The organism is Stenotrophomonas sp. 89682_Sma, assembly GCF_056481405.1.
This window is the reverse complement of the sequence record NZ_CM151147.1, coordinates 4,515,808-4,528,546: the sequence shown is the minus strand read 5'-3', so window position 1 is coordinate 4,528,546 and position 12,739 is coordinate 4,515,808. Positions and strand designations below refer to the sequence as shown.

The following is a 12,739-nucleotide window of genomic DNA, read 5'->3' as shown; positions in this document are numbered from 1 at the left end:
TCGACAGGTCCTGGTCGGGCCCAGACTTTAGCAGAGCCGCGTGGCGGCGTTGGCTGCTCAGCCCCGGTATTCGCCCTTCAGCCGCACGTAGTGGTCGGCCGAATAGTGCAGCGACTCGATCTCCTTGTCGCTCAGCGTGCGCGCCGGCCGGGCCGGGTTGCCGACCCACAGCTCGCCTTCGCCCACCACCTTGCCGGGGCCGATCACCGCGCCGGCACCGACGAAGCCATGGCGTTCAACGCGGGCACCGTCGAGGATGCAGGCGCCCATGCCGATCAGGCTGTAATCGCCGATGGTGCAGGCATGGATGATGCAGCCGTGGCCGACGGTCACGCCCTCGCCGATCAGGGTCGGGTAGCCGGCCTTGTTGTACGGGCTGTGGTGGCTGACATGGATGATGGTGCCGTCCTGCACGTTGGTGCGCGCACCGATGCGCACGTAATTGACATCGCCGCGGATGACCGTGCCCGGCCACACCGACACGTCGTCGCCCAGTTCCACGTCACCGATGACGGTGCAGGCCGGGTCGATGTACACACGCTCGCCGAGGACGGGCATCTTGTCGCGGAAGGGGCGCAGCGGGTTCATCGGTGTCTCCGGAAATCAGGGCATTCGCGACGATGATACGCGTGTGGTAGTGCCGGCCGCTGGCCGGCAACCACGGAAATCCAGGCGTGCCGCGCGGTTGCCGGCCAGCGGCCGGCACTACCAGAGGCAGGTGCGGCTCTTCACGCAGGCGCGTGCTCGGCCAGCATCTGCCGGAACAGCGCGTCCAGCCAGGCGCTGTCGCCCTGGCCAGCAGGCAGGTGCGGGGCCTGCCCGGCGCGGGCGGCCAGTTCACGATCGATGAAATCGCTGATCGCCGCGATGCGTGGTCCGGCACTGACCTCGGCACTGGCGCGTTTCACGGCCAGCAGGGCATCGATGGCTTCACGCACCGGGCCGAGCGGCAGCAGCCGGTCCAGCAGATCCTCGAAGGCCATCGGCGGGGGTGTCTGCTCGTGTTCGATCCACTGGCAGGCCAGCAGTGGGCGCAGCACGTACAGGTACTTCTTCGTGCGTACCGTTTCGCCACGCAGGTAGCCGCGATGGTTCGAGCGCGCCATGTTGAAGTAGTGCCACCACGTTCCCAGTGGTGAATAGAACGACTCAGCTGCCTTCCACAGCTGCGACACCGCGCTGTGATCCTGCTGGTAGATGATCGGCGAACGCAGCCATTCGATCAGTGTCGGATTGGATTTTGAGACCAGACGCAGTGCCTTGCGCAGGTCCCAGCCGCTGACATCGAGCTCATCGTCGATCGGCAGTTCGATCACATCGCGCTGCGCTTCGCCGGGACCGGTGCTCTCGTTGACGCTGAGGTACCACGGCTGGCGATGTACGTAGATGAAGCGCGCGTCGTAGTCGCTGTCCGGTGAGGAAAAGCCCCAGCCACGGCTTCCCGACTCGCAGGCCAGCAGCACGCGTACGTCGTAGCGTTGTTCGATGTCGGCCAGGGTGGAAAGGATGGCGGCGCGCTTGTCCGGCGCGATCGGGTGGATGTCGTCCATGCAATCGTGATTCGTTGATGTCGAGCGTTCTCGACTGTAGCGCAGGTCTGCATCGCTGCGCTCGCCGGGCCATGCCCGGCGAGCGCGATCATGGCTCGTAGCTGTAGCCCATGCCGTACACCGAACGGATCGGCTCGCCTTCCATGCCGGCGTCGGCCAGCTTGCGGCGCAGGTTGCGCACATGGCTGTCGACGGTGCGGTCGACCACCACGCGATGGTCCAGGTACAGCCGGTCGAGCAGTTCATCGCGCGCCCAGATCCGGCCTGGCGTGGCCAGCAGCGTGCGCAGCAGGCGGTACTCCACCGGAGTCAGGTCCAGGCCCTTGCCGTTCCAGGTGGCGCGTGCGGCCGGCTCGTCGATGTGCAGGCCGCCGTTGGCGCGCGCACCGGGGTCTGGGCGGTAGCGGCGCAGCACCGCCATTACCCGAGCGACCACTTCGCGCGGACTGAACGGCTTGCAGATGTAGTCGTCGGCACCGATCTCCAGGCCCAGCAGGCGGTCGATCTCTTCCACCCGTGCGGTGACCATGATGACCGGCACATCGCTGCTGGCACGCAGTTCGCGGCACAGGTCCACGCCGTCGCGCTGCGGCAGCATCAGGTCCAGCAGCACCAGATCGGGCTGGTAGCGCGCGAACGCGTCGATCACCTGGCCACCGTCGTCCACCCACTCGCTGGCCATGCCGGCAGCGGCCAGGTAGTCGCGCAGTACCGAGGCCAGGCGTGGCTCGTCCTCGACGATCAGGATCTTCGCGGACGTGGCGGGCGACGTGCTCATGCAGGCTCCGGCAGGGTGATGACCACGCGCAGCCCGCCCAGTGGCGAGGGCTCGGCGTGGATGACGCCGTGGTGGGCGAGGATGATGTTGTGGCTGATGGCCAGGCCCAGCCCGCTGCCACCACTGGCACGATTGCGCGAACTCTCCACGCGGTAGAAGCGTTCGAACAGCAGCGCGCACTTGTCGGCCGGCACGCCCGGCGCGGTGTCTTCCACGATCAGCTGCACGCCGGCAGGCACGTGCGCTGCCTGCACGAGTACGCGGCCACCGGCCTGGGTGTAGCGCAGTGCATTCTCCAGCAGGTTGGCGAGCACCTGCTGCAGGCGCCGCTCGTCACCGGACACCTGCAACGGCATGGCGGGCAGATCTTCCTCCAGCGCCAGGCCTGCATTGGCGAAGCGCACGCGCATGCCGTTGAGTTCGCTGCGCAGCAGCGCCGCCAGGTCCAGTGGCGCGAAGCGGTACGCCAGGCCGCCGGACTGGGTCATCGACAGGTCGTGCAGGTCGTCGATCAGCTTGCCCAGCTGGCGGATCTCGCCCTGCAGGCCGACCAGGTTGGCGCGGTCCAGCGGACGGATGCCATCTTCGATCGCCTCCAGCTCGGCGCGCACCACCGCCAATGGCGTGCGCAGCTCGTGCGAGATGTCGGCGATGAAGGCGCGGCGGTTGCGCTCGGTATCGTCCAGCGCCTGCGCCATCCGGTTGAAGTCGTTGACCAGTGCGTCCAGCTCATCGTCGCTGGTGCGCTCGATGCGGGTGGCGTAGTCACCGGCCGCCAGCCGGTGCGTGGCCGCGGCCAGCTTGGCCAGGCGCTGGCGCAGCGCCCGCGATACCAGCCAGGCCAGCAGTACCGTCACCAGCAGTAGGGCGATGCCGATCACCCACCAGGCGCGCACCTGGGTGTTGTAGAAGTTCAGGTCGTTGGTGGCGATGACGGTCTGGAATGGCACCATGCCCAGCCAACCTACGGTCTGCCCGTCCACCTGCACCGCATGCGGCTCGTCATCGCTGGTGGCGTCGGGGTTGCCGGCCACGAATCGATGCTGCGCATCGAACAGGCCCAGACGCGACGGCACGCCGGTCTGGTCGGACAGCGGCGGCACCGGTCCTTCGTGCCCATGGGCCAGATCCGGGCGCAGCAACCGCGCCCAGCGGTCGCCATCACCGTGCAGATGTCCCCAGCCACCGTGCTCACGGTACTCGCGCTGCAGGTGGGGCATCAGCCGCTGCATGCGCAGGTCGCCCTGGTCGTTGAGGTAGTCCAGGAAGCCGGTCTGGAAGGCCACGCGGCTGGCAATACCGTTCACTGCCAGCACCAGCAGGCAGGCGGTGAAGATCGCGAGGAAGGTCTTCGCGGTCAGGCCGAATTTGAGTCGAATCTTCGCCATCGCGGAGGCCATTAGCGGCGCATGCGGCACCGAAAGCAAGCGCCAGCTGAGCCGGTCGCACAATCTCCATATTCTCTGCACAGTTCCACGGCAGCGTGCACGGGTCAACGCAAGGCCCCCCACGCCCCCCATGTCCCTCCTGCACCCGCTGTCCCGTTCCCCGCGTCCCCTGCTGCTGCCCCTGCTGCTGGCCCTGGCGGCCTGTTCGGCGGGCAGGACTGAAGCACCGGCCATGCCCGAAGTGGGCGTCATCACGGCCAGCGCGCAGCCGCTGGCACTCCAGCAGACCCTGCCCGGCCGCGCCGTGCCGTTCGAGATCTCCGAGGTGCGGCCGCAGATCGGCGGCCTGATCCGCCAGCGGTTGTTCACCGAAGGCCAGCAGGTCAAGGCAGGGCAGCTGCTGTACCAGGTCGATCCGGCGCCCTACCAGGCGGCCTTCGATACCGCCCGCGGGCAGCTGGCGCAGGCCGAGGCCACCGTCTTGTCGGCACAACCGAAGGCCGAGCGCACCCGCGCGCTGGTGAGCATGGATGCGGCCAGCAAGCAGGATGCCGACGACGCCACCTCGGCGCTGAAGCAGGCGCAGGCCAATGTGATTGCTGCGCGCGCTGCATTGCAGGCCGCCCGCATCAACCTCGACTACACCCGGGTGACCGCGCCCATCGACGGTCGCATCGGCACCTCCAGCGTGACCGCTGGTGCGCTGGTCGCGGCCGGGCAGGACGCCGCGCTGGCCACCATCCAGCGGCTGGACCCGGTGTATCTGGATGTCACCCAGTCCAGTACGCAGATGCTGGCGCTGCGCAAGCAGCTCGATGCCGGCCTGGTGAAGGCCATCGATGGCAAGGCACAGGTGAAGGTGCTGCTGGAGGACGGCAGCACCTATGCGCACGAAGGCACCCTGGAGTTCGTCGGCAGCGCGGTCGATCCGGGTACCGGCAATGTGGTGCTGCGTGCGGTCATCCCGAACCCGGACGGCCTGTTGCTGCCCGGCATGTACCTGAAGGCGGTGCTGCCGATGGCCACCGACGCGCGCGCGCTGCTGGTGCCGCAGAAGGCGGTGACGCGCAACGAACGCGGCGAGCCGCTGCTGCGCCTGCTCGACGCCAGGGATCATGTGGTCGAGCGCCGGGTCAGCACCGGCCAGGTGGTCGGCAACCAGTGGCAGATCACCGATGGTCTCAAGACCGGCGAAAGGGTGATCGTCAGCAACGGCAGTGCGGTATCACTGGGCCAGCAGGTGAAGGCGGTGGCGGCCACGACGGCGCAGCTGGCGGCGATGCCGGCGATCGACCCGAACGGCAACACCGACGAAAAGTCGCACTGAGGCCTGCCGCGCATGGTTCGTTTCTTCATCGACCGGCCGATCTTCGCCTGGGTGATCGCCATCGCGGTCAGCCTGCTCGGCCTGCTTGCGATCCTGATCCTGCCGGTGGACCGCTACCCGCAGATTGCCCCACCGACCATCACCATCCGCGCCACCTATACCGGTGCCTCGTCGCAGACCGTGGAGAACGCGGTCACCCAGGTCATCGAGCAGTCGCAGCAAAGCCTCGATCACCTGATGTACATGACCTCGACCAGTGCCTCGGATGGCTCGGCGCAGGTCAACCTGGTGTTCGCCACCGGCACCAACCCGGATACCGCGCAGGTGCAGGTGCAGAACCAGCTGCAGGCGGCCATGGCCACGCTGCCGCAGGCGGTGCAGCAGAACGGCCTGACCATCACCAAGTCCAGTGGTTCGATCTTTGAGGTGCTGTCGTTCACCAGCGAAGACGGCAGCATGGACAACTTCGATGTCGCCAACTTCATGGAAGCGCGCATCGATGACCAGATCAGCCGCGTCAGCGGTGTCGGCAACATCCAGCCGATCGGCCAGGAGTACGCCATGCGCATCTGGCTGGACCCGGAGAAGATGCGCCAGTACGCGCTGATGCCGTCGGACATCGAGACCGCGCTGCAGGCACAGAACACCGACGTCTCGGCCGGTGAGCTCGGCGGCCAGCCGGCGCTGAAGGGCCAGCAGCTCGACGCCACGGTGACCGCGCGCAGCCGCCTGCACACGCCCGAACAGTTCGCGCAGGTGGTGCTGAAGGCCGATGCCAACGGCAGCGTGGTGCATCTGGGCGACGTGGCGAAGATCGGCCTGGGCCCGGAGAGCTACGACAGCATCAGCACCTTCAACGGCAAGCCGTCTGCGTCGCTGGGTATCGAACTCAATGCCGGTGCCAATGCCATCGCCGTGTCCAAGGCCATCGATGCACGGCTTCAACAGCTGCAGAAGTACTGGCCGCATGGCTACACCGCCCACCTGGCGTTCACCACCACGCCGTTCGTGACCATCTCGCTGAAGGAAGTGGTGATCACCCTGATCGAGGCGATCATCCTGGTGGTGCTGGTGATGTACCTGTTCCTGCAGAACTGGCGCGCCACCCTGATCCCGACCATCGCAGTGCCGGTGGTGCTGCTGGGCACGTTCGGCGTGCTGGCCGCGTTCGGTTATTCGATCAACACGCTGACCATGTTCGCGCTGGTATTGGCCATCGGCCTGCTGGTGGACGATGCCATCGTGGTGGTGGAGAACGTGGAACGGGTGATGACCTTCGAAGGGCTGGCGCCGAAGCCGGCGACGCTGAAGGCGATGGGCCAGATCACCGGCGCGCTGGTCGGTATCGTGCTGGTGCTGACCGCAGTGTTCCTGCCGATGGCGTTCTTCAGCGGCGTCACCGGCGTGATCTACCGCCAGTTCTCGGTGACGATTGCGGCAGCGATGATCCTGTCGGTGCTGGTGGCGATGACCATCACCCCGGCGCTGTGCGGCAGCATCCTGCACCAGATTCCCAAGGGCGGCCATCCGCACGGCGACCACGGCGGCGAACCGAGCCTGCTGGGCAAGTTCTTCATCTGGTTCAACCACCGTTTCGAGCGCACCTCCAACGGCCTGCGTCGTCGGGTGGATGGCTTCCTCGGTCGGCGCACGCTCGGCGTAGTGTTCTACCTGGTGCTGAGCGTGGTCACCGGCCTGCTGCTGTGGCACCTGCCCGGCGCGTTCCTGCCCGACGAGGACCAGGGCATGCTCAACGCGCTGGTGAAGCTGCCGGCCGGCGCCACGCTGGAACAGACCCGTGCTGTGATGGATCGCCTCAGTGCCGCCGCAGTAAAGGACGACAGCGTGCTGTCGATCCAGGCCACCGCCGGCTTCAGCGTGACCGGCAGCGGCCAGAATGTCGGCCAGGCCTTCATCCGCCTGAAGGACTGGGATGACCGCAAGGATGATGCCGATACCATCGCCGCACGGTTGACCAAGGCCATGGCCAGCGTGCCCGATGCGCAGGTGTTCATCACCTCGCCGCCGGCCATCCTCGGCCTGGGTGATGCGGGCGGATTCACCCTGGAACTGCAGGACGAAGGCGGCGCCGGCCATGCCGCCGCCGTGGCTGCACGCAACACGTTGCTGAAGGAAGCTGCCAAGGATCCGAAGCTGGTCAACGTGCGCTATGCCAGCCTGGAAGATGCACCGGTGTACGCGGTGAAGGTGGACGACGCCAAGGCGCAGGCCATGGGCGTGAATCCGCAGGACATCAATGACACCTTGAACGCGGCGCTGGGCGGCGACTTCGTCAACAACTTCATCTACAAGGGCCGCATCAAGAAGGTGTTCATCCAGGGCACGGCCGAAGCACGCATGCAGCCGCAGGACATCGAGCGCTGGAGCGTGCGCAACCAGGCCGGGCAGATGGTGCCGCTGTCGTCGCTGGTCAGCACGCACTGGACCAGCGCACCGGCCGCACTGCAGCGCTACAACGGGATCTCGGCGATGGAGATCACCGGCCAGCCTGCACCGGGTGTCAGCTCCGGCGAAGCGATGGCCGAGATCGCGCGTCTGGCCGACACACTGCCGGAGGGCTTCAGCCATGCCTGGTCGGACATGGCCTATCAGGAACAGCTGTCGGGCAACCAGGCGCCGATGCTGTACGCCATCTCGCTGCTGTTCGTGTTCCTGTGCCTGGCCGCGCTGTATGAAAGCTGGGCGGTGCCGTTCGCGGTGATGCTGGCGGTGCCGGTGGGCGTGTTCGGTGCCGTGCTGATGATGAACCTGCGTGGCCTCAACAACGACGTGTACTTCCAGGTCGGCCTGCTGACCACGATTGGTCTCGCAGCGAAGAACGGCATCCTGATCGTCGAGTTCGCGCGCATCCTCGAACAGCAGGGCAAGAGCACCCGCGAAGCGATCCTGCAGGCGGTCTATCTGCGGCTGCGGCCGATCGTGATGACTTCGCTGGCGTTCCTGATGGGCGTGTTGCCGCTGGTGTTCGCCACCGGTGCCGGTTCGGCGGCGCGCCGTTCACTGGGTACCGGCGTGGCCGGCGGTACGGTCGCCTCGATGGTGCTGGGCATGTTCTTCGTGCCGTTGTTCTACCTGCTGGTGCGCCGCCTGTTCCCGGGGCGCGCAGCGACCCACGCCACTGCCCCGGAGGCACGCCCATGAAGCCGATGCTGCTGCGCGCCCTGGCGGCCGCGACGATGACCACCGTACTCGGTGGCTGCGTGAGCATGGCCCCGCATTACCAGCGGCCCGAGGCACCGGTGCCGGTGCAGTTCGGCAATGCCGCCACCGGCGAGGCCCAGCCGGCGTTGGCGATGCCGGCCTGGCGTGAGGTGTTCCTGGAACCGCGCCTGCAGCAGGTGATCGCGCTGGCGCTGCAGAACAACCGCGACCTGCGTGTAGCGATGCTGCAGGTGGAGAAGGAGCGTGCGCAGTACCGCATCCAGCGCGCGGCGCTGCTGCCGTCGGTGGATGCCAGCGGCAGCGTCACCCGTTCGCGGGTCAGCGATGCCAACAGTGAGACCGGGGCCACCCAGGTGACCGAGTCCGACGCGGTACAGGTCGGCATCAGCAGCTGGGAGCTGGACCTGTTCGGGCGCATCCGCAGCCTGAAGAACGAAGCCCTGCAGAACTGGCTGGCCAGTGCCGAGAACCAGCGCGCGGCGCGCACCAGCCTGGTCGCCGAAGTGGCGACGGCGTGGCTGGCGCTGGCCGCCGATGGGCAGTCACTGGCATTCACGCAACAGACCCTGGACAGCCAGCAGCAGACCCTGCAGCGCACCGAGGCCCGCCATGCGCAGGGGCTGGCCTCGGGGCTGGACCTGTCGCAGGTGCAGACCAGCGTGGAAGCCGCGCGCGGCGCGCTCGCCAAGCTGCAGACGCAGCAGGCGCAGGATCGCGATGCATTGCAGCTGTTGGTGGGGGCGCCGCTGGATCCGGCCCTGCTGCCGACCGCGCAGGTGCTGGAGGGCAGCGTGGCACTGGCCCCGTTGCCTGCCAATCTTCCCTCCAGCGTGCTGCTGCAACGCCCGGACGTGTTGTCCGCCGAACATGCGCTGCAGGCGGCCAATGCCGATATAGGCGCCGCGCGCGCCGCGTTCTTCCCGACGCTGACATTGACTGCCAACTACGGCCACAGCTCCACCGCGTTGTCGACGCTGTTCTCGGCTGGTACCCGTGGCTGGTCGTTCGCGCCCAGTATCACCGCGCCGATCTTCCATGCCGGCGCACTGAAGGCGTCGCTGGATGCGTCGAAGATCGGCAAGGACATCGGCATCGCGCAGTACGAGAAGGCGATCCAGCAGGCCTTCAGCGAAGTGGCCGATGCGCTGGCCACGCGTGACCACCTGACCGCGCAGATGGACGCTCAGCGCGCGCTGGTGGCGGCCAGCCAGCGCAGCTACACGCTGGCCGATGCGCGCTACCGCACCGGGCTGGACGGCTACCTGCAGTCGCTGGATGCACAGCGCAGCCTGTATGCCGCGCAGCAGGACCTGATCGCGCTGCAGCAGCAGGAAGCGGGCAACCGGGTGACCTTGTTCAAGGTGCTGGGCGGTGGCACGGACGCACGGTAACGCGTTCGCCAATGTGGGTGTGTGTTCCGCTCCGGTGGGTGCCGACCTTGGTCGGCACACATGCATGCAGCATCGCGATCGGATGATTTGTGCCGACCAAGGTCGGCACCCACCAGAGGCAGGTGCGACCGCTTACGCCACGCGGCCGCGGCGCGCCCGCTCCAGGTGCACCAGCAGCAGCGAGATCGCCGCCGGGGTCATGCCCGGAATGCGCTGCGCCTGGCCGATGGTCTGTGGGCGCACGCGCTCCAGTTTCTGCAGCGCCTCGGCCGACAGCCCGCGCACGGTCGCATAGTCGAACGCCTCGGCGATCGGCGTGGCCTCATGCCGCTGCTGGCGCTCGATTTCCTCGCGCTGGCGATCCAGGTAGCCGGCGTACTTCACGCCGATCTCCACCTGTTCGGCCACCTTGCCGTCGGCCACGGCCGGGCCCAGCGACGGCACCTGCATCAGCTGCGCGTAATCCAGCTCGGGGCGCTTGATCAGGTCCAGCACATTGGTTTCGCGGCTGACCGCCACGCCCAGCGTTTCCTGCACTTCACGGCCCAGCGCATTGGCCGGGGTCGCCCACAGCGCACCCAGACGCGCACGCTCGGCGGCCACGGCGGCCTGCTTGGTCTCGAACGCGTTCCAGCGGCGGTCGTCCACCAGGCCCATTTCGCGGCCGGCCGGGGTCAGGCGCTGGTCGGCATTGTCCTCGCGCAGCTGCAGGCGGTACTCGGCGCGGCTGGTGAACATGCGGTACGGCTCGTTGGTACCGTGGGTGATCAGGTCATCCACCAGCACGCCCAGGTACGCCTCGTCGCGGCGCGGGCACCAGCCGTCCAGCCCGCGCACCTGGCGCGCGGCGTTGAGGCCGGCCAGCAGGCCCTGCGCGGCAGCTTCTTCATAGCCGGTGGTGCCGTTGATCTGGCCGGCGAAGAACAGGCCGTTGACCAGCTTGGTTTCCAGCGAGGCCTTCAGCCCACGCGGGTCGAAGAAGTCGTACTCGATCGCATAGCCGGGGCGGGTGATGTGCGCGTTCCCGAAACCGCGGATGCTGCGCACCATCTCCAGCTGCACGTCGAACGGCAGCGAGGTGGAGATGCCATTGGGGTAGATCTCGACGATGCCCAGGCCTTCGGGTTCGACGAAGATCTGGTGGCTGGCCTTCTCGGCGAAGCGCACCACCTTGTCCTCGATGGACGGGCAGTAGCGCGGGCCGATGCCTTCGATCTGGCCGCTGTACAGCGGTGAGCGGTGCAGCGCGTCGCGGATGATCTGGTGGGTCTGTTCCGTGGTGTGGGTGATCCAGCAGCTGACCTGCTGCGGATGCTCGTCCACCGAGCCGAGGAAGGACATCACCGGGCGCGGCGAATCGCCGGGCTGCTCATCCATCACGCTGTAATCCAGCGAGCGGCCATCGATGCGCGGCGGCGTGCCGGTCTTCAGGCGGTCGACCTGGAACGGACGCTCGCGCAGGCGCGCGGCCAGCGTCGTGGCCGGCGGATCGCCCATGCGGCCGGCGGCGTACTGGGTCGGGCCGACGTGGATCTTGCCGGCCAGGAAGGTGCCGGCGGTCAGCACCACCGCCTCGGCGTCGAAGCGCAGCCCGGTCTGGGTGATGACCCCGCGCACGGCATCGCCTTCGATGACCAGGTCATCGACCGCGGCCTGGAACACCGTCAGGTTGGCCTGGCCTTCGACGATGGCGCGGATCGCCATGCGGTACAGGTTGCGGTCGGCCTGGCAACGGGTGGCACGTACGGCCGGGCCCTTCGATGCGTTGAGCGTGCGCCACTGGATGCCGGCGCGGTCGGCGGCATGCGCCATCGCACCGCCCAGAGCGTCGATTTCCTTGACCAGATGGCCCTTGCCGATGCCGCCGATGGCCGGGTTGCAGCTCATCGCGCCCACGGTTTCGATGTTGTGGGTCAGCAGCAGGGTGCGCACGCCGGTACGGGCTGCGGCCAGCGCGGCTTCGGTGCCGGCGTGGCCACCGCCGATGACGATGACGTCGTAACGATGGAAAGACGGGTTCATGGGGGCTGTTCAGCTTGGGGCAGGCGCGGCCGGGGGCGGCGCCGGGGTGGCGATTTTAGCGCCATTCGGGGTCCGGACGCCGGCGCCGGTCAGTTGGCGGCGAAATCGGCCCTAAAGTTGGCAGGATTTTTGCAGATAACCCAATAGCACCCATCGTGGCTGGCGCCGCAGGCGCCCGTGACCGGAATTGGAACAGGGGCCGGTACAGGCGCACGATGGGGGAGCAGAGGGCCGGCAGTCGGGGGACTGTCCGGCCCTGTTTTTTTTCAGGGCTGCCGGGAGAGCTTCATCCATGCATGGCGTGGCTCTACTGAAACCGGGCCTGCGCGAATGGCGCTTGGCTTGTCCCCAAAACAGACGGCCCCGCATTGCGGGGCCGTCTGCCTTCAGAGGTGCCGACATCCGACAGGGCCGGAACAGGGGGGATCCAGATGTTCCTGTCGGATATCGACGTAGAGCTTTTTGCGGCGGCCCGTGTCGTTTTTGTCACTTTGTGACGCGGGCCGTCACTGTCCGCGTAGATTGCGGCTTAGACCGTGTGAAATGCAAGACGGTTCAGCGCTCAACTGTGCGCTGCGTCGCACGATCCATGTTGCGCCAGGGGGAACCGTTCATCCTCGGCGCACTCGGTGCCGGGGCCGGGCGGGCCTGTGGCGCGGGCGCCGGCGGCTGCATGTTCGATTGCGGCGGGCGGCGCATCGAATCCATGTTCCGCCACGGGGAACCGCCGTTGTACGACGGCCGCGGCGGCGGCGGCGGACGGTTCTCGCCACCGTTGCCGGGCGGACGCGGCGGCGGGCGGTGGTTGTGCGGCGGGCGGTAGATCGGGCGCGAGTAGTACGGGTTGCCATAGCCGCCGTAATAGCCGCCATAGCCACCGTAGTACGGGTAGCCGTAGTTGTAGGGATAGCCGGCCGGGTAGCGGTACTCCACCGACGGCGCGCCGTGGTAGTAGCCGCCACCGCGGCCACCGCCCACATAGTCGTAGGTGGTGCAGCCAGTCAGGCCCAGCAACAGGCCACCGGCAAGCAACAGGCGCATTTTCATGGTGGGTCCCCCCAGAGGACGGGTGTGCAGCCAGCTTCGTGCGCGGGCATTGA

General features: G+C 67.5%; 9 protein-coding genes. 3 read left to right on the top strand and 6 right to left on the bottom strand.

What is annotated here, in order from left to right; all coding sequences use genetic code 11:
• Positions 1–57 precede the first annotated feature (57 nt).
• The 4 genes from ACZK29_RS20840 to baeS form a co-directional block, all read right to left on the bottom strand.
• Positions 58–588 carry a gamma carbonic anhydrase family protein gene (locus ACZK29_RS20840; RefSeq protein ID WP_478446459.1) on the bottom strand — a complete coding sequence of 177 codons (531 nt, stop codon included), beginning with the start codon at positions 586–588 and terminating at the stop codon, positions 58–60.
• A 140-nt stretch (positions 589–728) separates the two neighbouring features.
• On the bottom strand, positions 729–1,550 hold the full coding sequence (locus ACZK29_RS20835) for a nucleotidyltransferase domain-containing protein (protein WP_164146506.1): 822 nt from the start codon (positions 1,548–1,550) through the stop codon (positions 729–731).
• 88 nt (positions 1,551–1,638) lie between these two features.
• Positions 1,639–2,328 carry a response regulator gene (locus ACZK29_RS20830; protein ID WP_019337017.1) on the bottom strand — a complete coding sequence of 230 codons (690 nt, stop codon included), beginning with the start codon at positions 2,326–2,328 and terminating at the stop codon, positions 1,639–1,641.
• Positions 2,325–3,728 (bottom strand): sensor histidine kinase efflux regulator BaeS, encoded by a 1,404-nt coding sequence (gene baeS, locus ACZK29_RS20825; RefSeq protein WP_478446458.1) that lies wholly within the window; start codon positions 3,726–3,728, stop codon positions 2,325–2,327. The genes ACZK29_RS20830 and baeS overlap by 4 nt, the downstream gene beginning before the upstream one ends.
• Before the next feature lie 118 nt (positions 3,729–3,846).
• On the opposite strand from baeS, the gene smeA reads away from it, so the two are divergent.
• The 3 genes from smeA to smeC are packed head-to-tail and all read left to right on the top strand — an operon-like array spanning position 3,847 to position 9,617.
• Positions 3,847–5,043, top strand: coding sequence for a multidrug efflux RND transporter periplasmic adaptor subunit SmeA (smeA, locus tag ACZK29_RS20820; protein ID WP_164147075.1), 1,197 nt, complete (start codon positions 3,847–3,849; stop codon positions 5,041–5,043).
• Positions 5,044–5,055: 12 nt separating this feature from the next.
• Positions 5,056–8,205, top strand: a complete 3,150-nt coding sequence (smeB, locus tag ACZK29_RS20815; protein WP_164147062.1) for a multidrug efflux RND transporter permease subunit SmeB — start codon at positions 5,056–5,058, stop codon at positions 8,203–8,205.
• Entirely contained in the window at positions 8,202–9,617 is a 1,416-nt protein-coding gene (gene smeC, locus ACZK29_RS20810) for a multidrug efflux transporter outer membrane subunit SmeC (protein WP_164147063.1), read from the top strand. The genes smeB and smeC overlap by 4 nt, the downstream gene beginning before the upstream one ends.
• Positions 9,618–9,749: 132 nt before the next feature.
• On the opposite strand, the gene mnmG is transcribed toward smeC, so the two are convergent.
• Positions 9,750–11,639 carry a tRNA uridine-5-carboxymethylaminomethyl(34) synthesis enzyme MnmG gene (mnmG, locus tag ACZK29_RS20805; RefSeq protein ID WP_111202324.1) on the bottom strand — a complete coding sequence of 630 codons (1,890 nt, stop codon included), beginning with the start codon at positions 11,637–11,639 and terminating at the stop codon, positions 9,750–9,752.
• 555 nt (positions 11,640–12,194) lie between these two features.
• A complete protein-coding gene (locus tag ACZK29_RS20800; RefSeq protein WP_100443712.1) occupies positions 12,195–12,686 on the bottom strand; it encodes a hypothetical protein in 492 nt (163 codons plus the stop codon).
• Between the last annotated feature and the right edge of the window lie 53 nt (positions 12,687–12,739).

Excerpts from the sequence above, each read along its gene's own strand:
- ACZK29_RS20840 (WP_478446459.1), bottom strand. The coding sequence starts at position 588 with ATGAACCCGCTGCGCCCCTTCCGCGACAAGATGCCCGTCCTCGGCGAG.
- ACZK29_RS20835 (WP_164146506.1), bottom strand. The coding sequence starts at position 1,550 with ATGGACGACATCCACCCGATCGCGCCGGACAAGCGCGCCGCCATCCTT.
- ACZK29_RS20830 (WP_019337017.1), bottom strand. The coding sequence starts at position 2,328 with ATGAGCACGTCGCCCGCCACGTCCGCGAAGATCCTGATCGTCGAGGAC.
- baeS (WP_478446458.1), bottom strand. The coding sequence starts at position 3,728 with ATGGCCTCCGCGATGGCGAAGATTCGACTCAAATTCGGCCTGACCGCG.
- smeA (WP_164147075.1), top strand. The coding sequence starts at position 3,847 with ATGTCCCTCCTGCACCCGCTGTCCCGTTCCCCGCGTCCCCTGCTGCTG.
- smeB (WP_164147062.1), top strand. The coding sequence starts at position 5,056 with ATGGTTCGTTTCTTCATCGACCGGCCGATCTTCGCCTGGGTGATCGCC.
- smeC (WP_164147063.1), top strand. The coding sequence starts at position 8,202 with ATGAAGCCGATGCTGCTGCGCGCCCTGGCGGCCGCGACGATGACCACC.
- mnmG (WP_111202324.1), bottom strand. The coding sequence starts at position 11,639 with ATGAACCCGTCTTTCCATCGTTACGACGTCATCGTCATCGGCGGTGGC.
- ACZK29_RS20800 (WP_100443712.1), bottom strand. The coding sequence starts at position 12,686 with ATGAAAATGCGCCTGTTGCTTGCCGGTGGCCTGTTGCTGGGCCTGACT.